Genomic DNA, 25,667 nt, shown 5'->3' with positions numbered 1-25,667 from the left:
TTCTAAGTTTATTTTCTTCGTACTCATCCAGTGTTCATCTATTCTTCTATAAATTGTACAAATATATCGATTTATGTTAAACTATATAAATATAAACAAATTTTAAAATTATAAATTATTTTTTCAAATCTAGTTCGGAGAGTAATTCATGAAATCATCTAGGAAACGTAAGGTTACCGCTGCATTTTTTGCAGCTGCAGCGTTGGGTGGTGTTGCCCACGCAGCCCCTACCCTCAACATGAATGATTTAGTAGGTTCGAACACTACCACTGAATCAACGACTCAAGCCACTACAAATGTAGTGCCCCCAGTCGTACGACCTGTAGTAACCCAACCTACCCCACCAATTACACAAACAACGGTTGTCACTCAACAACAAGCATCCGTAAGACCTACACAGGTACAACAAACGGTGCCAATGCAAACACAACCGTTGATGCAAGCGCAAACAGTTAGACAACAAACTGTAACAACGCAAGAGCCGCCAAAGGTAACACCTTTGATTCCTCGTGTACGTCCAGTACCTGTGAACGATATTGCAAAAGCTTTATCAGATCAACAACGGGCCGTTTCACAACCACAATATGTTGTTAACAAACAAACTAATGCTGTCATGGAACCAACATTGGCGATGCACAGTTTGATGAATGTACAACGGAAAACAGAACCTGTAACTGTACAAAAACAAGTAGATGGCAAGCAACAAATTCAAACTACACAAGTACAACGTACGCCTGTAGTTGTGCAAGAACAATCTACTATGCCCTTAACAGTTGCTAATACAATAACTACTAAACCCGTGGTAGCTAAACAAAAATTGACTATCCGCGATATTCAACGTGCAGAACGTGAAAGATTAGCTCAATTAGCAGCAGAAGAAGCCGCACAACAAGCAGGTACAAGCCAAGTTGATCAGCAAATGGTTGCCCAAAAACAAGCTGAAGCTCAGCGTCAAGCTGCAATTCTTGCAGAACAACAACGTCAAATGACTATGCAAGCGGAACAGCAACGGATTGCACAGCAACAAGCTGAGGCGCAACGCCAAGCGGCTATGCAAGCTGAACAACAACGTATTGCACAACAACAAGCCGAGGCTCAACGCCAAGCAGCTCTAAGAGCCGAGCAAGAGCGTATCGCTGCACAGCAAGCTGAACAAGCTCGTATCGCTGAAGCACAACGTCAAGCTGCAGAGCAAGAACGTCTTCGTATCCAAGAAGAACAACGCCGCATTGCACAACAACAAGCCGAGGCTCAACGTCAAGCAGCTCTACAAGCGGAACAACAACGTATCGCTGCTGAGCAAGCTGAGGCACAACGCCAAGCAGCTCTAAAAGCGGAACAAGATCGTATTGCAGCTCTACAAGCAGAACAACAACGTCTTGCAGCTGAGCAAGCTGAAGCGCAACGCCAAGTGGCTTTAAAAGCGGAGCAAGAACGTATCGCAGCTCAACAAGCAGAGCTACAACGTATCGCTACTGAGCAAGCTGAAGCGCAACGCCAAGCGGCTTTAAAAGCGGAGCAAGAGCGTATTGCAGCTCAACAAGCAGAACACCAACGTATCGCTGCTGAGCAAGCTGAGGCTCAACGCCAAGCAGCTCTAAAAGCAGAACAAGAGCGTATTGCAGCTCAACAAGCAGAACAACAACGTATCGCTGCCGAGCAAGCTGAGGCGCAACGCCAAGCGGCATTAAAAGCCGAACGTGAACGTATCCTTGCTCAACAAGCTGAGGAAGAACGTTTAGCTGCTGAAGAAGCTGCGCGTCAACGTGCAGAAGCTGCCGCTAAAGCTGAGGCAGAACGTCAAGCTGCTCTAAAAGCAGAACAAGAGCGTATCGCTGCTGAGCAAGCAGAAGCTCAACGCCAAGCAGCCCTAAAAGCAGAACAAGAGCGTATTGCAGCTGAGCAAGCTAAAGCTGAACGTGAAGCTGCTATCAAAGCAGAACAAGAACGTATCGCAGCCCAACAAGCAGAAATTGCAAGACAAACTGCGATCAAAGAAGAACAAGAACGTTTAGCTGCTGAACAATTAGCAAAAGAAGAAGCGGAAGCTGCTGCTAAAGCACAAGCTGAGGCTGAAGCAAAAGCTAAAGCTGAGGCAGAAGCTAAGGCTAAAGCGCAAGCTGAAGCTGAAGAAAAAGCTAAAGCCGAGGCAGAAGCTAAGGCTAAAGCACAAGCTGAGGCTGAAGCAAAAGCACAAGCTGAAGCTGAGGCCGCTGCTAAAGCTCAAGCTGAGGCTGAAGAAAAAGCTAAAGCTGAAGCTAATGTTCAGGAAAGCAAATTGCCTCAATCCTATGTAGATGCTCGTAACGAGGCATCCACTAAAGGATCTGCTGTAGTAGAAGAGAAAGATATTCTTTCCCAACCAATGGAACCGCCATTGCAAGCCGATGCATCTTTAAAGATTAGTCTTGCCTTCGACGTGAAAAATTACGAATCTATGTCTACAACAGTAGATAATAAGGAAATCAAATATCGCGCCTTCGAATATATCCCTTACGTGGCTAATCCAATCGATATCGATCAACAGTACATGAACATTTATGTACCAGAAGAATACTTCAACAACGGTACTGTAAATGGTTACAATACGCAAACAGCCCCTATCTTTATGCCAAATGCGGTAGGTGGCTATATGCCAAGCCAAGCTATGACTCCAAAAGTTAAGAATGGCCAACCGAACAGTGTTCTTTACGCATTATCCCGAGGCTACGTAGTAGCTTCTCCTGCTACACGTGGTCGTACCAATAAAGCATCCGATGGCAACTTCATTGGTAAAGCTCCTGCAGTTATTGTTGACTTACAAGCTGCTACGGCATATTTACACGCCAACGACTCTGTAATGCCAGGTAATGCAAACCGCATTATTACAAATGGTACAAGTGCTGGCGGTGGTATATCCTTGTTACAAGGCGCTACTGGTAATAGCTCTGACTTCCAACCATATTTACAAGCATTAGGTGCGGCGACAGCGGCAACGAATGTATACGCAGTTTCTGCGTACGCTCCTATCACTAACCTTGATGCGGCAGATATGGCTTATGAATGGAGCTATAATGGTATTACCTCTTTTAACAAAGTATCCATGGGCCAAGGCGAATTGCCTCAAGCTAATGTAGGTGGTAACTCTGCTCCACCACAACGCACAATGCAACGTGTGAACTTGAATGCTGATGATGTGGCTTACTCCAATCTGCTTAACGAACACTTCCCTGATTACGTAAATAACTTACAATTACATGACTCTGTAGGTCGTGTGTTGAAATTGGATAAGAATGGTAACGGTACTTTCAAAAACTATGTGAAAGAATTTATCGTTGCAGCAGCTAACAAGGCACAAGCTAAAGGTACTGATTTATCTAAACATACATATCTTGTACGTGATAATAAAACCGGTACAATCAAAGATATTAACTGGGAAGCTTATAACCGATTTGTAAGTCGCTCTAAAGCACCAGGTGCATTCGATTCCCGTTCTAATGACTCTGGCGAGAACAACTTATTCGGTACAAGTACAACAGATAACAATCACTTTACAATTACTGCAGCTTTACACGATACAACCTCTAATCCAGAGGCATATGTACAAAATGCTAAGGTTGTTACTATGATGAACCCAATGAACTATCTCGGTTCTCCAGCAGCGACAAATGCTCAGTTCTATCGCATTCGCTACGGTACAGCTGATAGCAATACATCTGTAGCAATTCCATTGATCGTTGGTACCCGTGCTCAAAACCTCGGGTATAAAGTAGATATGGCTACACCATTTAATGTAGACCATTCTGGTGACTACGATCTAGATGAATTGTTCAACTGGATGGACAATATCGTTAAGAACGGTAGATAATTACAATTAAATACATACCATAACATGAAAGGAGCTACCTAGTAGCTCCTTTTTCTTTATGTTAAATTAAATATTCCTAATATAACCTTCCAGTATGTTAAGCACGAAAAAGCCCCTCAAAACGAGGGGCCTTGCTATATTAGGAAAGCATATTCACTGCTTTCACTAATCATATTCTATTACACTTCAGGGAATAAAGCTGTAGACAAGTAGCGTTCACCTGTATCAGGAAGAATTACTACGATGTTTTTACCTTTATTTTCAGGGCGTTTTGCCAACTCTTGAGCGGCCCAAAGAGCTGCACCAGAGGAAATACCTACCAATACGCCTTCTGTATGACCAAATGCTTGAGATGTAGCGAATGCATCTTCGTTAGTTACTTGGATTACTTCATCATAAATGTTAGTATCCAAAGTATCAGGAATGAAGCCAGCACCTAAGCCTTGGATTTTATGAGGGCCTGGTTTGCCGTTAGACAATACTGGGGAATCAGTTGGTTCCACAGCTACTACTTTAATATCAGGATTTTGTTCTTTTAAATAACGACCTGCACCTGTTAAAGTACCGCCTGTACCAACACCTGCTACATAGATATCTACTGCACCATCTGTATCTTGCCAGATTTCAGGACCTGTAGTTCTATAGTGAATTGTAGGGTTAGCTTGGTTTACGAATTGACCAGCTTCGATAGCACCAGCAGTAGCAGTTACGATTTCTTTAGCCTTTGCAATAGCACCTTTCATGCCAAGGGAGCCATCAGTCAATACAAGTTGAGCACCATAGCCAAGCATCAATTTACGACGTTCAATGGACATTGTTTCAGGCATTACGATAACTACTTTATAGCCAAGCGCTGCACCAACAGCAGATAAGCCAATACCTGTGTTACCAGATGTAGCTTCTACGATTGTACCACCTGGTTGTAATTCACCAGACTCAACAGCTGCTTGAATGATTGCTGCTGCAATACGGTCTTTTACAGAACCACCTGGATTAAAGTATTCCAATTTAGCGAAGATATTAGCATCTGCACCAAATTTAGCACCAAAACGTGTAGCCGCTAATAGCGGTGTTTTACCAATCAATTCAACAAAAGATTTTGCAATTTTAGACATAGTAGTTACTCCTTATTAAATCGAACCATCCCAATTATCATATTTTGTATCAAGTTTAGCGTAAGTTCCGTCAATTACATCTTGAAGAGTTACGTTTTCTAAATAATCATGAATATAGTTTTGTAATCCTGCCCAGAAACCAACAGTGCGTTCGTTGATTACCGTATCAGTACTCACCCCTTCATCAAGGGTGGAAATGATAGCCATAGATTCCTCTGTAGCAAGCAAAATTTCAATAATTGTGTACTCTTTAGGGCTTTTAGACAATCGATAGCCGCCGTATTTACCACGAATGCTATCCACTAGGTTTGCAGCACCCAAACGAGCTACGATACCTTCTAGGTATTTTTCAGAAATGCCTTGTCGCTCTGCCACAGATCGCAAAGATACTGGTTTATCTTGACCTTGCTCTGCTAAATCGATGAGAACCATCAATGCATAGCGACCCTTTGTGGAAATCCTCATATATCTTGCCTCTCTTTGTAAAAGTTAGTGCGCTAACACACCCCATGTTATAAAGCACTTGTTATACTATTTTTATAAAACCTTGTATATCACTAGGAATTAATTTCATTATAGACTACTCATAACAAAAAAGCAAGAACTTATTTCCTACTTTTGTAAAGGGATATAAACAACACAAAAGGACCAGCCCGAAGGCCAGTCCTTTTGCGTATAGTTTGTAGTTTGTTATATGAGGTTTACCATGATGAATTGGAGAGGGTTCATCTGGTATTGGGACTTACCGTATCGTCAGGAAAACGATGCGCGCCCGTGTTCTTGTCATTTGAGGAGTTGTCTAGATTACTCTAGCATTTAAGTATAGGTTTCTAAATTAGATTTTACCTACAAGATCAAGACCTGGTTTTAAAGTGTCTTTACCTGGTTTCCAACGTGCAGGGCACACTTGGTCGCCATGTTTTGCTACGAATTGAGCAGCTTGTACTTTACGAACCAATTCTTCAGCGGAACGACCGATACCCATGTCATGGATTTCAGCTGTACGTACGAAGCCTTCTGGATCTACTACGAAAGTACCACGGTAAGCCATAGCGGATTCTTCTTGGAATACATCGAAGAAGTCAGCTAATTCATGTTTTTTGTCAGCTAACATGTAGTACTCGATTTTATTGATAGTTGGAGAAGCATCAGACCATGCTTTATGAACGAATTCGGAGTCACAAGATACGGAGTAAACTTCGCAACCCAATTCTTTCAACTCTGCATAGGAGTTTTGTACGTCTTCCAATTCAGTAGGGCACACGAATGTGAAATCTGCTGGATAGAATACAAATACAGACCATTTACCCAACACGTCTGCAGTGCTTACTTTTACCAATTCAGGTTTTTTGAAAGCATCAAGTGTAAATTCAGGAAGTTGTTTACCAATAATAGACATGTTATGTCCTCCTTGTTTGAGTTTCAAATTGTAACGATTATATTTGTATTGGTGTACTTAACACCATTGCTATATCTATCTTTGTCTATATAATAACAAATATCATTCAAGATTGCAAGTATTATTTTTAAATTTATCGATATGTTTTTTCAATTTTTTTCGATATGAATAAAAAAGAAGAAAGATGCTCATTTCTGAGCATCTTTCTTCTTTTTACGTACTACAACAGATTTACTACTAACAGTAGAATGGTCAAAGGCAATTAAGCCTGCAATAGTGGCAAGCCCTCTCCGTGCTACATGTCCCGTTGTAGATTGTTTTTTGCCTGATTTACCATATACAAACTGCTCTAGTTTGAGAGCAGCTAATATAAAGATACCTATAATAGATAAAATGGATCCCATTTCTGTTCTCTATTTTTTTAGTTCTAAAATCGCATCTACTAAACCGCGGAATAATGGATGTGCATTATTTGGACGGGATTTAAGTTCTGGATGCGCTTGTGTACCGATGAAGAATGGATGATTTTTCACTTCTACACTTTCCACAAGTCGACCATCTGGAGATGTACCAGAGATAACAAGACCAGCATCAGTCAATTGTTGACGGTATTCGTTATTGAATTCATAACGGTGACGATGACGTTCATAGATAAGGTCTTCCCCATACACTTCACGAGTTTTTGTACCCGCTTCTACTTTACATGGGTAAACACCAAGACGCATTGTACCGCCTTTTTTATCTACATCAACTTGGTCACTCATCAAATCGATCACTTTATATTTAGCATTTTCATCGAATTCGCTAGAAGTGGCACCTTCCATACCGCATACGTTACGAGCAAATTCCATTACTGCAGTTTGCATGCCAAGGCATAGACCAAGATATGGAATATTGTTTTCACGAGCGTATTGGATTGTGCGGATTTTACCTTCTACACCACGAGAACCAAAGCCACCAGGTACGATGATACCTTCAACACCATCAAATACCTCTTTAGGATCTATAGATGTATCATCAAGTTCTTCGGAGTCAATCCAACGAATATTCACTTTAGTACCCGTAGCAATACCAGCATGATCTAGAGCTTCAACTACGGATAAATACGCATCATGTAATGCTACGTATTTACCAACGATAGCCACTGTAATATCTTTGCTTGGGTTCAAAATTTTGTGAACCATTTCTTTCCATGCAGTCATATCGCAAGGACGTTCTTCAAGACCTAATTTTTTGATAACGATGTCATCAAGACCTTGGTCTTGCATCATCAATGGTACTTCATAGATGGAGCTGCAAGTTTTGTTTTCAATAACTGCTTCTGGTTCTACGTCGCAGAACAAAGCAAGTTTTTCTTTCATTTCATCAGAAATGTGTTTTTCGCTGCGGCATACCAAGATATCTGGTTGAATACCAATGCTGCGCAATTCTTTTACGCTGTGTTGTGTAGGTTTAGTTTTCAACTCGCCTGCTGCATTGATATAAGGCACCAATGTTACGTGAATGTAAAGTACATCATTACGACCTACTTCTTTTTTCACTTGGCGGATAGCTTCCATGAACGGCAAGCTTTCAATATCGCCTACTGTACCGCCGATTTCAGTGATAACTACATCAGCGTTATCCTCTTTACCTACGCGATATACATTTTGTTTAATTTCATTTGTAATATGTGGAATTACTTGTACAGTGCTGCCCAAGTAGTCACCTTTACGTTCTTTATTAATTACAGACCAGTACACTTTACCAGCTGTAATGTTGGAACGTTTACTAAGGTTAATATCGATGAAGCGTTCATAATGGCCTAAATCAAGGTCAGTTTCAGCGCCGTCATCTGTTACGAATACTTCACCATGTTGGTAAGGGCTCATCGTACCAGGGTCAATATTAATGTATGGGTCAAATTTTTGAATCGTTACATTGAAACCGCGGTTTTTAAGCAAGCGACCCAAGGATGCTGCTGTAATCCCTTTACCAAGAGAAGAAACAACGCCGCCAGTTACGAAAATATACTTAGTTGCCATGATGCCTCCCACCTATTACATTTTTTCCGGAGCAGAAATACCTAAAATACCCAAGCCTTGACGAAGTACGAGGGCAATCGCTGTGATTAATCCTAAACGAGCTTGTTGCAATGCTGGATCTACGCCAATGATACGACCTTGACGATAGAAGGAGTGGAACATACTTGCCAAATCGTATAAGTAACGAGCAATACGATGTGGTGCACGATGTTCAGCAGATTGAACTACCTCTTCTGGATATTCAGCTAATTTCTTAATTAATTCTAATTCCATTTCGCTTGTAAGCGTTGTGAAATCAGTTTTACTATAATCGCCAAATGCGATGCCAGCTTCACGCACTTGGTTGTAAATGCTGTGAATACGAGCATGAGCATATTGGATATAATACACTGGGTTATCATTGCTACGAGATTTCGCCAAGTTAATATCGAAATCAAGTTGGCTATCTAAGGAACGCATCAAGAAGAAATAACGAGATGCATCTACGCCTACTTCATCAATCAACTCATCTAATGTAACGCTATCGCCACTACGTTTAGATAATTTAACGAGTTCCCCATCGCGGAACAATGCTACCATTTGTAATAACAATATAGTTAATTGGTCTGGATCATAACCAAAAGCGGCCATAGCAGCTTTTACACGGCACACATAACCATGATGATCAGCGCCCCAAATATCAATCATTTCTTTGAATCCACGATCATATTTGCTACGGTGATATGCAATATCTGCCGCCAAGTATGTAGGAACGCCATTATCACGAATAACAACGCGGTCTTTATCGTCACCATAATCAGTGGATTTCAACCACAAAGCGCCGTTTTTTTCGTATACTTTGCCAAGAACCTTCAACGCCTCTATAGAGTGATGAATTTCCTCAGTTTCGTGAACAGTACGCTCAGAGAACCAATTATCAAAAGTAACGCGGAAGTTTCTCAATGTCTCCTCTAGGCAAGCTAGTTTTTCTTTAAGACCTTCCTCTTTGAACAAGGCAATACGATCTGCTTCGTTCATAGCATTCAATTTATCAAAGCCTTCGCGTTCAGCAATAGCTTTTGCAGTCTCGATAATATCAGGACCACGGTAACCATTTTCAGGGAACACAAGAGCCCCTTCTGGAATATCGAATTCCGGCATGGAACCATCTTCGTTGCGCTTAGGTGGGAACACTAATGTCGCACCTTGCAACTCTTGGAAACGGTACTCAATGGAGATAGCCATATTATCGATTTGGTTACCCGCATCATTGATATAGTACTCAGACTGTACATTGTAACCTGCTGCACGCAACAAGTTTACAAGTGCACTACCATACGCAGCACCACGACCATGACCTACATGCAACGGGCCTGTTGGGTTCGCACTTACGTACTCTACTTGAATCGTATCGCGTGCACGCAATGGCTGAACACCATACTGATCGCCAGCATTTAAAATGGCTTTCAGCGTATCGTACACCATATCAGATTTCAAGAAGAAGTTGATGAAACCTGCACCAGCAACCTCAGCACGTTCGAGCCAATCAAAATTCATATGGCTAATCAAAGCCTCTGCAATAGCACGAGGGTTTTGACGAGCTACACGAGCGGATTGCATAGCGATATTTGTAGAAAAATCACCGAATTCTTTTTGAGGTGGCACTTCGAGAACGATTTCTGGATATTCACCAGCTGGTAAGCCACCGCTGTTAATCGTATCTTGTAATGCCTGTTCAATCCCCGATTTCAGGATTTCCTTCATTTCCATGCTCTGTATCCTCCCGCACGTCTATATCTAACTGATTATAAAATTGCCATTCACCTTCGACGGAAATGTCATATCCTAAATGAACATGACCTACGCCTTCGTGAAAGTCTACTGTTAATTCATGAGTGTTCACGGCCATGTGTAAATCACCATACGGTGTTTCATACACGGACTCGCGCTCTTCACCACGGACGTATTGATGACGCATATTCACAGCTCCTGTTCGGAGCAATACAATAGAGTCATCATGGATTTTAATGGTTGTCTTTACCCCATCTAAGCCAGTCACACTGGATTCTTCGTAACGCACATATTGGGCATTACCCTTTTCATGTGATGTACCTGGGGAAATCAATTCCACTACGGTATCCTTGCCGTCCATATCTCGTTGTACACTTTTTACGGACACTAGAACCCGCTTCATTTTCAACCTCCATGGTAGTAATCAATCATCATATTATACCATAATTAAGGACTATTTTGCACCCTTAATGAGCCTCAACTTCTTAGTCTTTGTCATCTGTTTAATGGCATATTCCCTACGTTGAGCCTCATGTTTATGGTGAAAGCTTTCAGCATAAACCAAGGTCACAGGGCGACGGCCCCTCGTATACTTGGCACCACCTGGAATATGTCCATTGTGCGCATCTATACGGCGCTCAAGATCTGTAGTCCATCCACAGTACAAGGAATCATCAGAACAACGCACTAAATACACATAGTGTCGTTCTTCAAACTTATCCTCCTTATTTGCCATTTTTCGCATCATCAGTAATCGGTTCCAATGTAATGGTATTAATGATTACTGGTTCTACAGGCTTATCGTTGCGGCCAGTTTTTACTTTGCCGATTTTTTCAACTACATCCATACCTTGTACTACAGTACCAAAGATAGTGTGTTTATTATCTAGCCAATCTGTAGGACCTAAGGTAATGAAGAATTGGGAGCCCCCAGTGTTCGGACCACGGTTAGCCATAGCAAGAACGCCCATTTTGTTGAAATGTAAGTCATTAGAGAATTCATCAGGAATTGTATAGCCTGGACCACCAGCACCTGTGCCATCTGGATCCCCGCCTTGAATCATAAATCCTTCGATAACGCGGTGGAATGTAACACCGTTATAGAAGCCTTTTTTTACTAGATAATCAAAATTCTTAACTGTAATCGGTGATTTAGAACCTAATAAACGAACTTTGAATTGACCATAGTTTGTATCAAAAATAGCGTATTCATCAGCAATTGGCGCATTAGAGAAGTTAGGCATAGCTACCGTTTCTGCTTTCACAGTATTCCCTTGTGGTTGTTCCCCACTTTTTGTACCACATGCCGCTGTACCAAGCATTGTAATCCCTAACAGTGCGCATAAAGCTAAGCGTTTCCAGTTCATAGTTCCCCCAAAAGATGTATCATCTATACTAACATGTATGTAAAATTCACATAGAAAAGCCGCTCAACCCGTGAGCGGCTCTTTTTTAGTATATCATATTACACTCGTATTGAAAGCCAAAATATTCTAAAAAATTATTAAATTTTACTAGAATATTTTGACCTATACAATATCTCTACCATATAGATTAATAACAAACTTAGTTAATAGGGCATTTCAATACATAGCGAAGCAACATACATTCAATATTTATTTAATAAGATTTTTGCGTTCTTTACTACCTTTAGGTTTTACCTTTAACTTGATAGCCTTGCCAGTTTCATCATAAGTAGCTTCAATGATTTTGTCGCTTTCCAAGCCGCCGCCCTCAGAGTCAATTTGATTTACAAAGTAGAGGAATTTTTGACTTTTCGGCCCCCAACCCATACCGGCTTTTGTAATGAAACCTGTATAAGTATCTTTCAACTCAGGATTGGATTGACCTTCTTTTTTAAAGCTTTCAATAACAGTTGCCATCATATCTGGATTTAGATTGTCGATGGAGTAGAATGTTTGCGCAATATCGTTCTTGCTGGGACCAACTACGTCAACAGGCGCGCCATCAGACCAAGTTTGCTTTTCAAAATCATATTGGTAACGTAACAACTCAGTGGTCCCTGGTTTTACTACGTCAATCTTAAAGGTCTTTTGATCAAAAGTCATGTCCCCAGAGACTTGAATTGGAGCAGTTTTTAATTCGCCTCGTTCTTTCAACTTATTAATTGCAGTTTTCCAAGTATCTGCTTTAGATATTTTATCTGTAAGAGCTACATTATTGGAACGATCCTGTGCCAACGCCTCTTGCTGCGCCTTTTCAAATCTAGCTTGTTTATCCTCTTTAGACTCACCACAGCCAGCTACAACGAATAAACTCATTGATAATACACCGGCCATCAAGCAACGAGACCACAATTTCTTATTCATAACTATCTCCTTAACACACAAAAATAATTGTACTCATAACATACAAATAGATAATAAATAAACTACGTATTTAAACAGCTTATTCGCCTAAATACTCTTTATATAATTTAGGATACGCTTCTTTAAATTCCATTGGGCGATAAATTTTCCCAAATACCAATGCATCGGGATTTCCCTTCTCATTAGGATCCCGTTCATTGACATAGACCACTTCCTCAAAAGGCTCACCAAGACCATAACGGAATGGATATTTCCCTCGACGAGCGATATAGATATCAGAACGCGTCGTCATAGGACCTACATATACATCATTCCCAATAGATGTGGTTACTTCACCATGTTGAACATTACCAACCTTGCCTTCCCCATATTGAACATACCAAATAGCATATGTCGTTTCCGTGGGATTCAAAATGGACTTCATATCATATTGAGAAACCGTAAAGGTTTTTGTTTCACCTTTCGGTGTAACCAATGTATGAGAGCCCTCTTTCAAGTCGATTTCCTTCACACTATGGGCATCCACAGTATAACTTGTGCCATCCAATGTGAAAGTAACACTAGCATCGGTAGGATTATCTACATAGGTAGTGCCTTTATAAATAATTTCATCTAACACGGATTTAAAAGCTTGATATCTACCGCAACCGGTAATAAGCAACAAAGACATTAATAACGTAAAAATGCCAAACAATTTCACGAACCGTTTCATTGGCTCTCCTCATATACAAATTAGTTTTTACTTTACAAATCATAATTATGGAGAAGTATGTACTGCCATTAAGCCGTATACTTCATACTATAAAGAGAGTCTCTCGTAAAACGAGAGGCTCTCTTATAAAAGCGATATTATTTTTTCTTTTCGTCGAAGGAATCTGGTTTAATGCGGTTGTACACATCAATGTAGTGGTTAAAGCTTTGAACCATACGATTTAGATTGCGATCTTGATATTTATCGTTAGGATCAGCCATAACTTGACGAATAGCACCAACAGTATCATTGAAGTTACGAACTAAAGATTCTTTATAGGAGTCTTTTGTGTCTATACCATTAAGCAACGCTTGAATTTCGCCAATTTCTTTTTCTACACCAGCTTTATCAGGATTGCTTTGTGTCGCTTCTACTTTATCAACTAAATCTGTTAAACGAAGAGTCGCTTCCATTGCTGCAGCATAGTTTTTGTAGCCATCTTTTTTCATTTTTTCAAGATTCTTTTTAGTTTGCTCTTTATTTGCTGCTTTTACTGCATCGCCTAATTTACCATAAGCAGCATTAAATTTTTCTACAGCTGCTACGTATTTAGCTGCTAGCTCATTACCCTTAGCCTTGCCATCGTTTAAATATGCCTTGGAGTCACTATAAGACGCAAGTTCTTTAGAAATTGGCACTAATTCATCCAATACAGCTAATACATTATCGCGCTCGGTATCAACTTCTTTGTATGTATTGCCTATTTCTTTACTTTTCTTCAAACCATTTTGTAGGCTATCATATTTAGGTTGTGTGTTAATAGCATGCTCATCGAAACCAGCTTTCAATTTAGCAAGATTTTCAGCATGTTGTTGGCCCCAAGTTGTGTTGTTACCGTTAAACTTATTTGTAGCATCAATAATTTCATTAAAAGCTTTAGATAGTTTTTCATCAGACTTAGAATCTGTAGCAGAAGATACTGCAGAGGATACAGTGTCAGCTGCCTTATCACTACCGCAACCAGAAACGAATAAACCTGCTGTTAAGGCACCTACACACAATAAGGTGGAAATTAACTTACGTTTAGAGCTCATAATCATTCTCCTATACAAACATAACAGTATAATTATCTTTTATTATACCAACTTATAAAACCATTTCCCATGAACCAAGTGTGAATTCCATTACACTTTTATATCAAAAACGCAAATACGCCTATTTTTAACACCGAGCTATGCCAATCACGCAAAACATAACCTATATACTTGACTATGCCTCTCAAAACAATGTATATAATTCGTTATATACTTATTTTTATGCAGCCTTATATGAGAGAGAATATTTTATTATTGGTAATCATTACGCTGCTGTAGTTATTGTTAAAGGAGAGAAACTATGGACGATATTTTATCACTCTTGACATTTATTTTCTTCTACACCATTTTTAGTTGTATTTTTACGTTCTTCTTAATCTTAATGGTTCGTGCCATTATGCGTCGTTCTCTACGTCGTGAACAAACTACAGAAAAGGTACTACGTAATACATTTAATGCAGTAAAAACAATGTATTTTGTTATTTTCCTACTCTTTAGTGGCATTCCTGGCGCTATTATGTACTGGTTGAAATTCCGTACGCCTATGATGGAAGAAGTTCGCCAAAACATGATCCAACGCGGTTACGATGTAAGCGATTTAAAATAGAATTAACAAAAAAACAGAGCTCCCAAAGGAGCTCTGTTTTTTTACCCTTACGCACTCGTTAGCTATTTGATTATTTAGCGTCGAATTGGTCTGGAGTTGTGCTGTTATACGTATCAATATAACCATTGAAACCTTCAATCATGTTGTTAAGGTTGTTGTCGCTTGGATCAGCTAGCACTTGACGTACATCACCGACTACGGAATTGTAACGATCAGCAAGCACTTGACCACGGTCGTTGTTTATGCTCTTAAGCAATGCTTCGATTTCGGAAAGTTCTTTTTCTACAGCTGCTTTATCAGCATTTTGAGGAGCTTTTTCCAATTTATCCACAAGCTCAGTTAAGCGAAGCGTAGATTCCATTGCTGCTGCATAACCTTTTTTACCGTCTTTTTTCAATTTTTCGATTTGTTTTTTGCTTTGTTCCGCATTAACTTTATTTAGAGTTTCGTTGAACTTCGCATAAGCAGCATCGAATTTTTCTACTGCTGCAACGTATTTAGCAGCAAGTTCTTTACCTTTAGCGCCGCCATCGTTCATGTAAGCTTTAGAGTCATCATAAGCAGTCAAATCTTTATATATTGGCACTAATTCATTAAGAATGTTCAATACGTTGTCGCGTTCTGCATCAACTTCTTTGAATGTAGAACCTTCTTTTTTAGCTTTTTCTAAATCTGCTTGTAGTCTGTCAAAGTGAGGTTGGTTAGCAATAGCACCTTCTGCGAAGCCACCTTTTAATTTAGCCAAACCTTCTGCTTGGAATTGAGCAAATGATGCATTGTCACTGTTGAAGCGATTAGTTGCATCGATAAGTGTGTTAAGCTTTGCAGCAGCTTTTTCGTCGCCACCATCAACTACGGAGGATACTACGGAACCAATGCCGCCCGCTTTATCGCTACCGCAACCAGATACAAATAAGCCTGCAGTCAAAGCGGCTACACAAAGTACAGTGGAAAATAATCTACGTTTGTTGTTCATGACTTCTCTCTCCTATTTACACACGAGTATAGAACTAAATGCATTATACTAATTATGCTACACTAATTTCGTAGCTACAGCTACTTTAATTAAACATTTATGTAAATCTTACTTTAATTAAGGGAATTAACTATACATCAGTCGATCCACTTAAAATGTTTACACGCATTATAAATGCCGTCCTTATCACAGTCTGTAGTAATATAGTCCGCTTTTGCTTTTAATTCAGGGCGCGCATTCCCCATGGCAATATTCAGCCATTCAGGTCTAAACATGGATAAATCATTATAACCATCGCCAAATACAACAGCTTGATTTGGTTTCATGCCAAAGTGCTCAAGCATATTGCGAATACCTAAGGCCTTTTCCATAGGTTCATACAAAACACAGCCGTCGCCATAGCGAATCAACTTGTGCGTCATATGTTCAATATCTTTCTCCTCTTCTTCCCCTTCTTTAAAGAATACATAAATCTTATAAAACTCTTCAACACTATGAAAGTCAAAATCAGGATCTACAGTCGTTTTAAATACATCCCAATTTGGATTCCACTCCAAGATTTCTTTGTACGGTGTAATGCGACCTAATTTATTGCGGTCCGTAACAGCCCAAGGAATATTATGAGACTCTAAGTACTCTAAATATTTAATACACGCGTCCCGATCCATACCAATCATGGACACCAATTCATTATTGACAGTAATACTATGACCACCATCCGCTACAAAATCGGTAAGCCCTGCTTGTTCCGCAAAGCGTTTAGCATCTACTTGGATACGTCCCGTCGCTAAGGCTACGCGATGACCACGTCGCTTTAATTCATCCAAGCAGTATTGAGCACTGTCAGGAATTTTACCTTCAGGCCATACAGCTAGGGTGTTATCAATATCGAAAAAGAAAAACTTCTGCTCCACAGGCCCTCCTAGTCACGTCCACTCATCAACTTAAATCGCTCTTTTTGCTCTACGTCAGGATATTTTTCCCGATCCACATCGCTAATAAACATCTCTAATGGACGTATGTACATATCGCGTTCATCATAGAGCTTTTGATATACTACAAATTTCTCACCCGTTTCAGAATGAGTTGCTACGTCTAATACGTAATAATACATACCCTTAAAATGGCGATACAAACCACCTTTTACAATATCACTCATGAACAACCTCTTTATATCAATCTAAAACAGTAGCTAATTTTACCAAACTTAATATATCTACATATCCATTATCAACACATCATTACCTTACAATATAGATAAAATATATCCCCCAATTAATCATAAAACAATGAGTTACAAACTTAAAGGGATATTAAAAACGTAAAATACTCTAACTATTATTATATAACTATTAAAGGGTAAATTCACGATAATCTAGTAATTAACATTCTATAGTTTCCATGTAACGAATGGCCTCTGCCAACATGTCAGTAGTAATCTCGTACGGTGATACCACAACATCGCGAATAGATACGGCTTTCTCCACGATTTGTGGTATATAGGATTCATCGAGTCCCATTTGTGAAAGCTTCGTAGGCCAACCGATTTCACGATATATAGGCAACCAACGGTTTAACTCGTCTAATTGTTTATCTACAATAAAGAGAATTAACAAACCATAAGCCACCATTTCACCGTGCAAATGATGCTTTTCTGTTTCTTCATTCGTAGCACAGCCATAGCATACAGCATGTGCAATGATACTGTTATAATCGCCAGGCATACAGCCAGACACGATACCCGTCGTAAAGATTACGGTCATCACCATCAAATCAAAGGCTTCGCTACGATGTTTGATTTCGTTATCCTTATAGGCCTGTAAGCCATGTTCCAAAATTGGTTCACTACACATGGAGGATAATACAAGACCTAATTGTGTATTGTACACTTGCTCACGATTACGTGCAGACATCAATGTTTCATAATGCTTGGCGATAGTGTCCCCCATGCCAGCCCATAAGTAACGGCTCGGTGCATCTACTAGAATATCTGCATCAATAAAGCAATGTACGGGTGGATGATTTACAAAGGCAATGCCATCAAAATTATGATCTGCCGTATATACGGCGGCTGCTTCAGATGTAGCCGCACAAGTAGATGCAATGGTAGGAATGGTAAAGAATGGTTTATCGTCTAGCTCTACAGCTACTACTTTCACCGTATCGATAGCCTTGCCACCACCGACAGCAAAGAGAAAATCTGCATCTTTCACAGAATCCATAGCAGCAATTTCCTTGCCTCGCGCGAAGGTACATTCACCACCAAATGGAATAACATCTAATACGTTAATCCCCGCCTTATCTAGTACGGGCTGAATATGAGGCATAGCCTTAGATAGTGCTGTCTCACCACCTATAATGGCTACTGTATGGCCATATAATTTTGTAAATTGTGGAATGGCGTCAAATACATCGTGACCGCCAAAACTGTAACTTGGTAAACAATGAGTGCTACGCATAAAAATCTCCTTTATATACTATATATGTATTATAGAAACTCCTACCTATAAAAGCAATTTCATATGGCAACTTTTATGCCACAAAAAAAGGTTCTATACTTTCAAAAAAGATGAAAGCATAGAACCTTTAATATTATTTATTTATTTTCGGACACAAGACCTTTATGGATAAGACCTACAACGAAGCCTAATACCGCAAAGCTCACCCAGCCCATACCAGCAGCCTGGAATGGAATGTATTGAGTAAAGAGCTGTTCCAATGCAGCAGGTGCAATACCTGCCGTTTCAAGACCAGTCATAAGAGCAGAGATCATTGTGAAAGCCATTGTCCATGCGTATACGCAACGACGACCACCGAATACATTATGAAGAAGAGCCAACAAAATGATTACGATAGTCAACGGATACAAGAGCATCAACACTGGAATTGCTGCGCTGATGATTGTTTTTAAACCGAACATGCTAAGACCAAATGCTGCTACGGAGAAGATTACTACATATAATTTATAGCTAATCTTCGGTGTCAACTTGTGGAAGTACGTACCACAAGAAGTGATAAGACCGATACTTGTAGATAAGCAAGCCAAGAGAACGATGATAGCCAAGATAATTTGACCAAATCCACCGAACAAGTAGTTCGCACTTACGGACAACACAGGAGCACCTGTATCGAACAAACCAAAACGTTCAACACTAGTAGCACCGATGTTAGCGATAAATACATAAACAATGCCAAGAAGAGCTACCGCAATAGCGCCTACCTCCATTACTGTTTTTGTAACCACAGCACGAGATGTAGCACCGCTAAGACGAACAAAGTCTATTACTAGAATAGCAAATACTACAGAAGCTAAAGCATCCATCGTATTATAGCCGTCCAAGAAACCTTGTAACACAGCCTTTGATGCATCACCATAAGTAGGTTGTGGCACTGCATAGCCACCAAGCGGCGTAATAAAGGATTTAACAATTAACAACAGAATTACAAGTAGTAATGCTGGTGTCAAAATATTACCGATACGATTAACGAGCTTTTGTGGGCTAATGGACAGCCATAAGGAAACACCAAAGAATAATGCCAAGAAAATTGGTTCCATATTCATGCTTAAACCTTCAGTGAAAGGTTTAATTGCAATTTCATAAGCTACAGTACCAGTACGTGGCGTCGCAAACATTGGACCGATACTCAAGTAAAGAGAAATTGTGTACAACAAGCCATAAATCGGATGAACACGGCTTGCAAGTTCTTCAACGTCTTTACAGGAGGAGTAACCCATCGCTGCAACACCTAACAGTGGAAGGCCTACACCTGTTAATACGAAGCCGAGCAAAGCCCAACCTACATTACTACCAGCTTGTTGACCTAAGGCCGCTGGGAAGATCAAATTCCCTGCCCCAAAGAATAGGGCGAATAACATCATGCCTATGGCCAAATAGGCACGGGTCGACAAATTGTCGTTACCATTCATAAATGTAACCCCCTTTAGGTTATATAAAAATAATATTACCATTATAATCTAAAGGGGCTTGGGTATACAAGAAAAATATCCTTACTATGCTATATCAGCATAGATGACATCCCTTTATTACGCAATAGTTTGCTCTATGGCAATACATGTTAACTAGGGAGGTTCCTTATATGGACTTGCACATCGTAGAAAGTACTGCCCCAACCTTGATCAGTTGGGCGATTTGCCGTAAGTGCATTGATAGCAACTTTAGGGTCACTAGATTGTGATTGCCACCATACACCAAGGGAGACTAATGTGCCTCGTTGCACCTCATCATCATAATAAGCTTTAATTTTTACACTGCCACGGCTATTATAAATTTCTACTTCATCACCATTAGTAATGTCATATAATTTTGCATCTTCTGGATGAATGCGAAGTTTCATCAATTCTGGATCATCAAAGTCGAGTTCACAGAAACTAGAATCCAAAATGCGAATATCATTACCGTTAATAAGCCAGAACGGTGCATTATCACCATAAGGTGGCATATACCGAATGAGAGGCTCTATATCGTGAGGATTATAAAGCTCAATTTTGCCAGACGGCGTTTTAAAATCCAGCTTGTAATTGTCAGGCACAGTCATCTCTACCGGCTCACCACTAAGAATCAAATCTTGGTCTTCATTAGATATACAATTAGAAGTGCGCACAATTTGATCTATCAGTTCTCGTTCACTATGACTGAAGAATTCATCATCAAGACCCATCCGTTTTGCTAACTCTGCAATGACTTGCCAATTGGAACGAGATTCGCCAATGGGATCAATCAACTTATAACCTGTTCCAATCGTATAGTGACCATAGGAATTGTAAATATCATCATGCTCTACAGAGGTAGTAGCAGGTAAAATAATGTCAGCATACTTACAAGTGTCGGTAAAGAAACGCTCGTGTACCACAGTGAATAAGTCATCGCGCATTAGACCTTTGCGTACAACATTCTGGTCAGGCGCTGTAATGGCAGGATTCGAAGAGAACACATATAAACTATGGACTTTAGTCCCTTCAGGATTTGTAAGCATTTCACCAAGCTTAATCATTGGCATCAATCGTTTAGCTGGCGCATGAACGTGAGCCTGTTGCATCACATCTTTACCGACGAATTTACTACCACTAGCACTTGATAACAAACCACCACCAAGGTACTGCCACGCACCTACAACAGCCGGCAAAGCATTGATTGCTCGACATGTCATAGCACCATTACCGTAGCGAGACAAACCACTACCGAGGCGAATAAATGGAGCCTTAGCTTTAGCATAAGCATGAGCAAACTCAGTCATACGCTCTACAGAAACACCAGAAATTTCAGATGCTTTCTCTGGCGTAAAGTCATGCAACGTTTGCTCTACTAGCTGATCATATCCTTGTACATGTTGATTGATAAAATCCATATCCGCCAAGCCATCACGATGAATGATATGAAGCATGCCTAATGCTAGTGCCCCATCACTACCGGGTTTCACAATAATCTGTTCATGAGCTTGACTAAAGGTATATGTTTTATGGGTATCAATAATCCAAACTCGAGCCCCATTCTTTTTAGCAATATTTACATCATGTAAGATATGAAGATCTGTAGCCGTCGCATTAATACCCCATAAAATAATTAAATCACTATGTTGGGCCTCTTGTGGCTTAATAGCTAAGGTGTCACCATAAACAGAGCGAAACCCCGCTTGTTTCGCAGGCGAGCAAATCCCTCTATCTTGATCGGTAGCACCTATTCGACGAAAGAAATGATCTGCTGCAGGGCTTTGAATAACACCCATTGTTCCGGCGTAGGAATAGCGCAAAATGCTTTCACTACCATAAGTATCAATAGTGTGCTTAAAATTATTTACTATTGTATCTAGCGCTTCATCCCAACTAATACGTACATATTGGTCTTCACCAATACCTTTTTTGCCAATGCGCTTCATAGGGTATTCTAAACGCAGCGGAGAATGAATAACCTTTTCGTAATGAACCATTTTAGGACATAATGTGCCTCGGGTAAAAGCATGGTCCTTATTACCGCGTACAGACACTACTTTATTATTTTCAACACTTACGATTAGGCCACATGCGTCGGGACAATCGTAAGGACAAACAGACTTATATTCTTTCACAAATAAGCACCTCGCTTATAAATTATATAAACTATAGGATGTATATTTATATTATATTATAGTATGACCTGTATATGTGTAATCTTTTTTACACCTTTTATTTTTAAAGAAAACATGAAGACTAAAGATTTTCTGTATATCAATACATTCGGTTATCACATTCGCTTTATGACCTCATTAATTATTTTTATATATAAGCCTTAACATTTCAAGTTTTATCGATATCTATCCATTATCATTCTTCCTAGTAAGCTGAACAGTTATACTAATAAGGTCTATAAAAATACCCTAAATCTACAAAAAAATCATGCAACAATGACTAAAAGTCATAACCATGTAATTTTAGGTATAATCAGCTTTTCCACTTATACACTATAGAATATGTGATTAAAATCACCTGTACGTATGCGTATTTAGTAATGTCATTCAGACTGCAAGACTATTCAATCTCACTTCTTTCTGTGCTATACTGACAGTGTCATTTGAGAGGATATAGAGCTACCCAGAGAGTCATGTAATTTTCATGATTCCTTTAAACTGTAGTTGCTATATCAGGTACATATTTTCTGAAAAGAGGTTTTAACGATGGCAGACGCAAAAAACACTGTGTTATTCCCTTATGAAACACTAAAAAAATTGAGCATGGACGCTTTCCAAAAATTCGGTTTCTCCGAAAAAGAAGCTGACATCATCCAAGACGTACTTTTGACTTCCGACTTGTTCGGTATTCAAAGCCATGGTATGCAACGTATGGTTCGTTACCACAAAGGTATCACTAATGGCTTGATTAAAATCGACGCTAAACCTGAAATCGTAAAAGAAACTCCAATCTCCGCAGTTATCGACGGTCATGACGGCATGGGCCAAATCTTGGGTCATATGGCTATGGAAATGGCTATCGAAAAAGCTAAAAAATCCGGTGTTGGTATCGTATCCGTACGTAACTCCAACCACTATGGTATCGCTGGTTACTATGCTAAAATGGCTTCCGACCAAGGCTTAATTGGTTTCTCTTGTACAAACTCCGAAGCAATCATGGTTCCTACATATGCTCGTCAAGCTATGCTTGGTTCCAACCCTATCGCTTGGACTGTACCTGCTGATCCTGTTGACTTCTTCTTCGATTGCTCCACTACAGTAGTAACTCGTGGTAAACTTGAAATGTACAACAAAATGGGCAAAGCTACTCCAGATGGCTGGGCTGTTAATAAAGACGGCGTTCCTTCCACTGATGCAGCTGAAGTATTAGGCAACATCTCCCGTCATGAAGGCGGCGGTATCCTTCCTTTAGGTGGTGCTACAGAAGTTCTTGGCGGCCACAAAGGTTATGGTAACGGTATGATTGCTGAATTATTCTCCTCCATCTTGTCTCAAGGCGGTACTTCCAACAAATGTATGGTTGGCGGTAAATCCAACATCTGCCACGGCTTCATGGCTATCAATCCTGAATTCTTCGGTGACCCTGCTGAAATCAAAAAACACTTCTCTCAATTCTTACAAGAATTACGCGAAGCTCCTAAAGCTCAAGGTCAAGAACGCATCTACACTCATGGCGAAAAAGAACATGAGTCCGTTGAAAAAGTTAAAGCTGAAGGTATCCCAGTACTTAACGGTACAATGATTGAAGTTCAAGATCTTTGCGAGGAATTAGACCTTGACTTCAAATCCTACTTCGGCGATTATGTACCAGAAGCTCCTGCTACAATGTTCAAAGGTAACTACTAATACCTGAACTTAGTAATGGCCCTAACAAGGACTTGTAGTTAGTACAGAAAGGGGACATAAACACTGTTTATGTCCCCTCTCTTATATTTCTAACCTCATAACTTATGAGGTTAAAAATTTTTAAGTACTATATCTATTTTTGCGATAAGTATATCTGTTAGTTTATTGTAATTTTACATTTTAACTGAACTTTTACAACTTAATATAATAGCGATTTACTTATCAATTTATTTGATTAAACTACATCGTCCTGTTGAGCATATATTTTTGTTTTTCTTGAAAGGATGATTTTAGAAATGAGTGCTATCACCGTTCTATTAGCGCTATCTCCAATCATTTGGTTGATCGTAGCGTTATCCATCTTGAAATTACCTGCATGGCAAGCAACAAGTGTTGCTGCAATCGGTTCTTTCATCATCGCTATTACAGCATTCCAATCTGACCCATTTATTATGGTCACTGGTGCCCTTGAAGGTGCCGCTTTGGCAATCTGGCCAATCCTATTAGTTATTACAGCTGCTATCTTTGTTTATAACTTGGTAGTATACACGAAAGCAATGGAAACTATTAAAACAATGCTTTCTTCTGTATCATCTGATACTCGTGTACTTGCATTATTACTTGCATGGGGCTTCGGTGCCTTCATGGAAGGTATGGCTGGCTTTGGTACTGCCGTTGCAATTCCTGCAGCTATGATGGTTGCCGTAGGTTTCGACCCACTTAAATCTATCATCGCATGTCTCGTTGCAAACTCTGTACCAACAACATTCGGCTCTATCGGTATTCCAACTACTACATTGGCATCCTTGACAAGCCTTGATCCAAGCCATTTAGGTACATTCATTTCCGTACAATTATTCTTGCTTAACCTTATCGCTCCATTCTTCGTTGTTATGATCATCGGTGGCGGTATTAAAGCATTAAAAGGCGTATTCCTTGTAACATTACTTTCCGGTTTAGCATTAGCTGTTCCTGAAATCGTAATCAATGCTGTAATGGGTCCTGAATTATCCGTAATTTCTGCATCCATCGTAATCATGGCAGTTATCATTGGTTGTGCAAAAATCATGCCTCCTAACGATCCTGAATACGCAGTTAAACAAACTGGTGAAGCTCCAAAAGTTTCCGGTGGTGAAGGTCTTGTAGCGGCTATGCCATTCATCTTGATCTTCGTATTATTGTTATTAACTTCTAAATTGTTCCCTGCAATCAATGGTCCACTTGCGTCCATTAAAACATCTGTACCTATTTACCAAGGTCCTGGTGCAAAACCTTACACATTCGTATGGATTGCAACTCCTGGTATCATGATCTTCATCGCTGGTATTGTTGGTGGTTTCATCCAAAAAGCAAAAGCTGGTGAAATCTTCGGTACATTGGGTAGCACAGTTAAAAACTTGAAGTTCACATACCTTACAATCATCACAGTTGTTATGACAGCTAAATTGATGACATACTCTGGTATGACTGCAGACATCGCGAAAGCAATGGTTGCTGGTACAGGTTCCTTATACCCACTATTCGCTCCTATCGTAGGTGCGTTGGGTGCCTTCTTGACTGGTTCCGGTACAAACTCCAACGTATTGTTTGGTCCACTTCAAATCGCAGCAGCTCAAGGCTTAGATCCTACAAACTGGGAAGACCTTGGCTTCTGGTTAGCAGCTGTTAACTCCGGTGCAGCTGGTATCGGTAAAATGTTGTCTCCACAATCCATCGCGATTTCCATTGGTGCCGTAGGTCCTGCTTTGAAAGCATACCTCGAAAACCACAAAGAAATCAGTGCTGATGAAGCTCATAAATTAGAGCATGAAATCGAAGCAAGCGTTATTATGAACACTGCATTCAAATACTTCATCGTATTCATCGTAATGCATGGTTGCATCTCCTTCTTCGGTCAACATTTCATCCACCAAATCCACAGTATCTTCTTCTAAGATATTGCTAATAAGGTAAATCAGAACCACCCGTAAAACGGGTGGTTTGCTCACGGGCTATAAGCCCGTAG

The 25,667-nt window shown here is 40.0% G+C and carries 22 protein-coding genes; 4 read left to right on the top strand and 18 right to left on the bottom strand.

The window, feature by feature from the left end:
- Nucleotides 1-148: 148 nt before the first annotated feature.
- The gene (locus tag RYM16_RS05245; RefSeq protein ID WP_314982757.1) at nucleotides 149-3,847 is read left to right on the top strand and encodes a subtype B tannase; all 3,699 of its coding nucleotides are present in this window, start codon (nucleotides 149-151) and stop codon (nucleotides 3,845-3,847) included.
- A gap of 179 nt (nucleotides 3,848-4,026) precedes the next feature.
- On the opposite strand, the gene cysK is transcribed toward RYM16_RS05245, so the two are convergent.
- From cysK to RYM16_RS05185, 12 genes are all read right to left on the bottom strand, one after another.
- Nucleotides 4,027-4,962, bottom strand: coding sequence for a cysteine synthase A (gene cysK / locus RYM16_RS05240; RefSeq protein ID WP_288991422.1), 936 nt, complete (start codon nucleotides 4,960-4,962; stop codon nucleotides 4,027-4,029).
- Nucleotides 4,963-4,977: 15 nt separating this feature from the next.
- Nucleotides 4,978-5,427, bottom strand: coding sequence for an Rrf2 family transcriptional regulator (locus RYM16_RS05235; protein WP_004698292.1), 450 nt, complete (start codon nucleotides 5,425-5,427; stop codon nucleotides 4,978-4,980).
- Between the two features lie 370 nt (nucleotides 5,428-5,797).
- Nucleotides 5,798-6,361 (bottom strand): alkyl hydroperoxide reductase subunit C, encoded by a 564-nt coding sequence (gene ahpC / locus RYM16_RS05230; protein WP_009352518.1) that lies wholly within the window; start codon nucleotides 6,359-6,361, stop codon nucleotides 5,798-5,800.
- Nucleotides 6,362-6,549: 188 nt separating this feature from the next.
- Nucleotides 6,550-6,765 carry a hypothetical protein gene (locus RYM16_RS05225; protein ID WP_314982755.1) on the bottom strand — a complete coding sequence of 72 codons (216 nt, stop codon included), beginning with the start codon at nucleotides 6,763-6,765 and terminating at the stop codon, nucleotides 6,550-6,552.
- Nucleotides 6,766-6,774: 9 nt separating this feature from the next.
- Complete coding sequence (locus tag RYM16_RS05220) at nucleotides 6,775-8,385, bottom strand: CTP synthase (protein ID WP_274204178.1); 1,611 nt, start codon at nucleotides 8,383-8,385, stop codon at nucleotides 6,775-6,777.
- Nucleotides 8,386-8,400: 15 nt separating this feature from the next.
- Complete coding sequence (argS, locus tag RYM16_RS05215; protein ID WP_314982752.1) at nucleotides 8,401-10,134, bottom strand: arginine--tRNA ligase; 1,734 nt, start codon at nucleotides 10,132-10,134, stop codon at nucleotides 8,401-8,403.
- Nucleotides 10,100-10,558: a DUF1934 domain-containing protein gene (locus RYM16_RS05210; protein ID WP_005385333.1), complete on the bottom strand. Its 459-nt coding sequence runs from the start codon at nucleotides 10,556-10,558 to the stop codon at nucleotides 10,100-10,102. The genes argS and RYM16_RS05210 overlap by 35 nt, the downstream gene beginning before the upstream one ends.
- Nucleotides 10,559-10,609: 51 nt before the next feature.
- Complete coding sequence (locus RYM16_RS05205) at nucleotides 10,610-10,891, bottom strand: GIY-YIG nuclease family protein (RefSeq protein ID WP_314982750.1); 282 nt, start codon at nucleotides 10,889-10,891, stop codon at nucleotides 10,610-10,612.
- On the bottom strand, nucleotides 10,881-11,522 hold the full coding sequence (locus RYM16_RS05200) for a peptidylprolyl isomerase (RefSeq protein WP_265137836.1): 642 nt from the start codon (nucleotides 11,520-11,522) through the stop codon (nucleotides 10,881-10,883). The genes RYM16_RS05205 and RYM16_RS05200 overlap by 11 nt, the downstream gene beginning before the upstream one ends.
- 249 nt (nucleotides 11,523-11,771) lie before the next feature.
- A complete protein-coding gene (locus RYM16_RS05195) occupies nucleotides 11,772-12,485 on the bottom strand; it encodes a hypothetical protein (RefSeq protein WP_314982748.1) in 714 nt (237 codons plus the stop codon).
- A gap of 79 nt (nucleotides 12,486-12,564) precedes the next feature.
- The gene (locus RYM16_RS05190) at nucleotides 12,565-13,197 is read right to left on the bottom strand and encodes a hypothetical protein (RefSeq protein ID WP_314982746.1); all 633 of its coding nucleotides are present in this window, start codon (nucleotides 13,195-13,197) and stop codon (nucleotides 12,565-12,567) included.
- Between the two features lie 137 nt (nucleotides 13,198-13,334).
- A complete protein-coding gene (locus RYM16_RS05185; RefSeq protein ID WP_314982743.1) occupies nucleotides 13,335-14,270 on the bottom strand; it encodes a DUF3829 domain-containing protein in 936 nt (311 codons plus the stop codon).
- 301 nt (nucleotides 14,271-14,571) lie between these two features.
- Between RYM16_RS05185 and RYM16_RS05180 the strand changes: the two genes are divergently transcribed.
- Entirely contained in the window at nucleotides 14,572-14,877 is a 306-nt protein-coding gene (locus tag RYM16_RS05180; protein ID WP_009352284.1) for a hypothetical protein, read from the top strand.
- A 70-nt stretch (nucleotides 14,878-14,947) separates the two neighbouring features.
- On the opposite strand, the gene RYM16_RS05175 is transcribed toward RYM16_RS05180, so the two are convergent.
- The 6 genes from RYM16_RS05175 to RYM16_RS05150 all read right to left on the bottom strand — a co-directional run bounded on the left by RYM16_RS05175 (nucleotide 14,948) and on the right by RYM16_RS05150 (nucleotide 21,937).
- Nucleotides 14,948-15,853, bottom strand: a complete 906-nt coding sequence (locus RYM16_RS05175; RefSeq protein ID WP_314982742.1) for a DUF3829 domain-containing protein — start codon at nucleotides 15,851-15,853, stop codon at nucleotides 14,948-14,950.
- Nucleotides 15,854-15,990: 137 nt separating this feature from the next.
- The gene (locus RYM16_RS05170; protein ID WP_009352357.1) at nucleotides 15,991-16,767 is read right to left on the bottom strand and encodes an HAD family hydrolase; all 777 of its coding nucleotides are present in this window, start codon (nucleotides 16,765-16,767) and stop codon (nucleotides 15,991-15,993) included.
- An 8-nt stretch (nucleotides 16,768-16,775) separates the two neighbouring features.
- The gene (locus tag RYM16_RS05165; protein ID WP_105098092.1) at nucleotides 16,776-17,012 is read right to left on the bottom strand and encodes a DUF1653 domain-containing protein; all 237 of its coding nucleotides are present in this window, start codon (nucleotides 17,010-17,012) and stop codon (nucleotides 16,776-16,778) included.
- Between the two features lie 223 nt (nucleotides 17,013-17,235).
- On the bottom strand, nucleotides 17,236-18,312 hold the full coding sequence (locus RYM16_RS05160) for an iron-containing alcohol dehydrogenase family protein (RefSeq protein ID WP_314982740.1): 1,077 nt from the start codon (nucleotides 18,310-18,312) through the stop codon (nucleotides 17,236-17,238).
- Between the two features lie 137 nt (nucleotides 18,313-18,449).
- Nucleotides 18,450-19,781, bottom strand: coding sequence for a branched-chain amino acid transport system II carrier protein (gene brnQ / locus RYM16_RS05155; RefSeq protein WP_314982738.1), 1,332 nt, complete (start codon nucleotides 19,779-19,781; stop codon nucleotides 18,450-18,452).
- A gap of 149 nt (nucleotides 19,782-19,930) precedes the next feature.
- Nucleotides 19,931-21,937, bottom strand: coding sequence for a molybdopterin-dependent oxidoreductase (locus tag RYM16_RS05150; RefSeq protein WP_314982736.1), 2,007 nt, complete (start codon nucleotides 21,935-21,937; stop codon nucleotides 19,931-19,933).
- Nucleotides 21,938-22,522: 585 nt separating this feature from the next.
- Between RYM16_RS05150 and RYM16_RS05145 the strand changes: the two genes are divergently transcribed.
- Both RYM16_RS05145 and RYM16_RS05140 read left to right on the top strand, forming a co-directional pair.
- Complete coding sequence (locus RYM16_RS05145) at nucleotides 22,523-23,662, top strand: Ldh family oxidoreductase (protein WP_314982734.1); 1,140 nt, start codon at nucleotides 22,523-22,525, stop codon at nucleotides 23,660-23,662.
- Nucleotides 23,663-23,958: 296 nt separating this feature from the next.
- Nucleotides 23,959-25,596 (top strand): L-lactate permease, encoded by a 1,638-nt coding sequence (locus RYM16_RS05140; protein ID WP_314982733.1) that lies wholly within the window; start codon nucleotides 23,959-23,961, stop codon nucleotides 25,594-25,596.
- The last annotated feature ends 71 nt before the right edge of the window (nucleotides 25,597-25,667 follow it).

Source organism: uncultured Veillonella sp., from assembly GCF_963524655.1.
In the GTDB taxonomy this organism is placed as follows: domain Bacteria; phylum Bacillota; class Negativicutes; order Veillonellales; family Veillonellaceae; genus Veillonella.
The sequence above is the reverse complement of the archived record's forward strand: the minus strand, read 5'-3'. Positions and strand labels throughout refer to the sequence as shown.

Coding starts and splice junctions, on each gene's coding strand:
- RYM16_RS05245 (WP_314982757.1), top strand. CDS start 149: ATGAAATCATCTAGGAAACGTAAGGTTACCGCTGCATTTTTTGCAGCT.
- cysK (WP_288991422.1), bottom strand. CDS start 4,962: ATGTCTAAAATTGCAAAATCTTTTGTTGAATTGATTGGTAAAACACCG.
- RYM16_RS05235 (WP_004698292.1), bottom strand. CDS start 5,427: ATGAGGATTTCCACAAAGGGTCGCTATGCATTGATGGTTCTCATCGAT.
- ahpC (WP_009352518.1), bottom strand. CDS start 6,361: ATGTCTATTATTGGTAAACAACTTCCTGAATTTACACTTGATGCTTTC.
- RYM16_RS05225 (WP_314982755.1), bottom strand. CDS start 6,765: ATGGGATCCATTTTATCTATTATAGGTATCTTTATATTAGCTGCTCTC.
- RYM16_RS05220 (WP_274204178.1), bottom strand. CDS start 8,385: ATGGCAACTAAGTATATTTTCGTAACTGGCGGCGTTGTTTCTTCTCTT.
- argS (WP_314982752.1), bottom strand. CDS start 10,134: ATGGAAATGAAGGAAATCCTGAAATCGGGGATTGAACAGGCATTACAA.
- RYM16_RS05210 (WP_005385333.1), bottom strand. CDS start 10,558: ATGAAGCGGGTTCTAGTGTCCGTAAAAAGTGTACAACGAGATATGGAC.
- RYM16_RS05205 (WP_314982750.1), bottom strand. CDS start 10,891: ATGGCAAATAAGGAGGATAAGTTTGAAGAACGACACTATGTGTATTTA.
- RYM16_RS05200 (WP_265137836.1), bottom strand. CDS start 11,522: ATGAACTGGAAACGCTTAGCTTTATGCGCACTGTTAGGGATTACAATG.
- RYM16_RS05195 (WP_314982748.1), bottom strand. CDS start 12,485: ATGAATAAGAAATTGTGGTCTCGTTGCTTGATGGCCGGTGTATTATCA.
- RYM16_RS05190 (WP_314982746.1), bottom strand. CDS start 13,197: ATGAAACGGTTCGTGAAATTGTTTGGCATTTTTACGTTATTAATGTCT.
- RYM16_RS05185 (WP_314982743.1), bottom strand. CDS start 14,270: ATGAGCTCTAAACGTAAGTTAATTTCCACCTTATTGTGTGTAGGTGCC.
- RYM16_RS05180 (WP_009352284.1), top strand. CDS start 14,572: ATGGACGATATTTTATCACTCTTGACATTTATTTTCTTCTACACCATT.
- RYM16_RS05175 (WP_314982742.1), bottom strand. CDS start 15,853: ATGAACAACAAACGTAGATTATTTTCCACTGTACTTTGTGTAGCCGCT.
- RYM16_RS05165 (WP_105098092.1), bottom strand. CDS start 17,012: ATGAGTGATATTGTAAAAGGTGGTTTGTATCGCCATTTTAAGGGTATG.
- RYM16_RS05160 (WP_314982740.1), bottom strand. CDS start 18,312: ATGCGTAGCACTCATTGTTTACCAAGTTACAGTTTTGGCGGTCACGAT.
- brnQ (WP_314982738.1), bottom strand. CDS start 19,781: ATGAATGGTAACGACAATTTGTCGACCCGTGCCTATTTGGCCATAGGC.
- RYM16_RS05145 (WP_314982734.1), top strand. CDS start 22,523: ATGGCAGACGCAAAAAACACTGTGTTATTCCCTTATGAAACACTAAAA.
- RYM16_RS05140 (WP_314982733.1), top strand. CDS start 23,959: ATGAGTGCTATCACCGTTCTATTAGCGCTATCTCCAATCATTTGGTTG.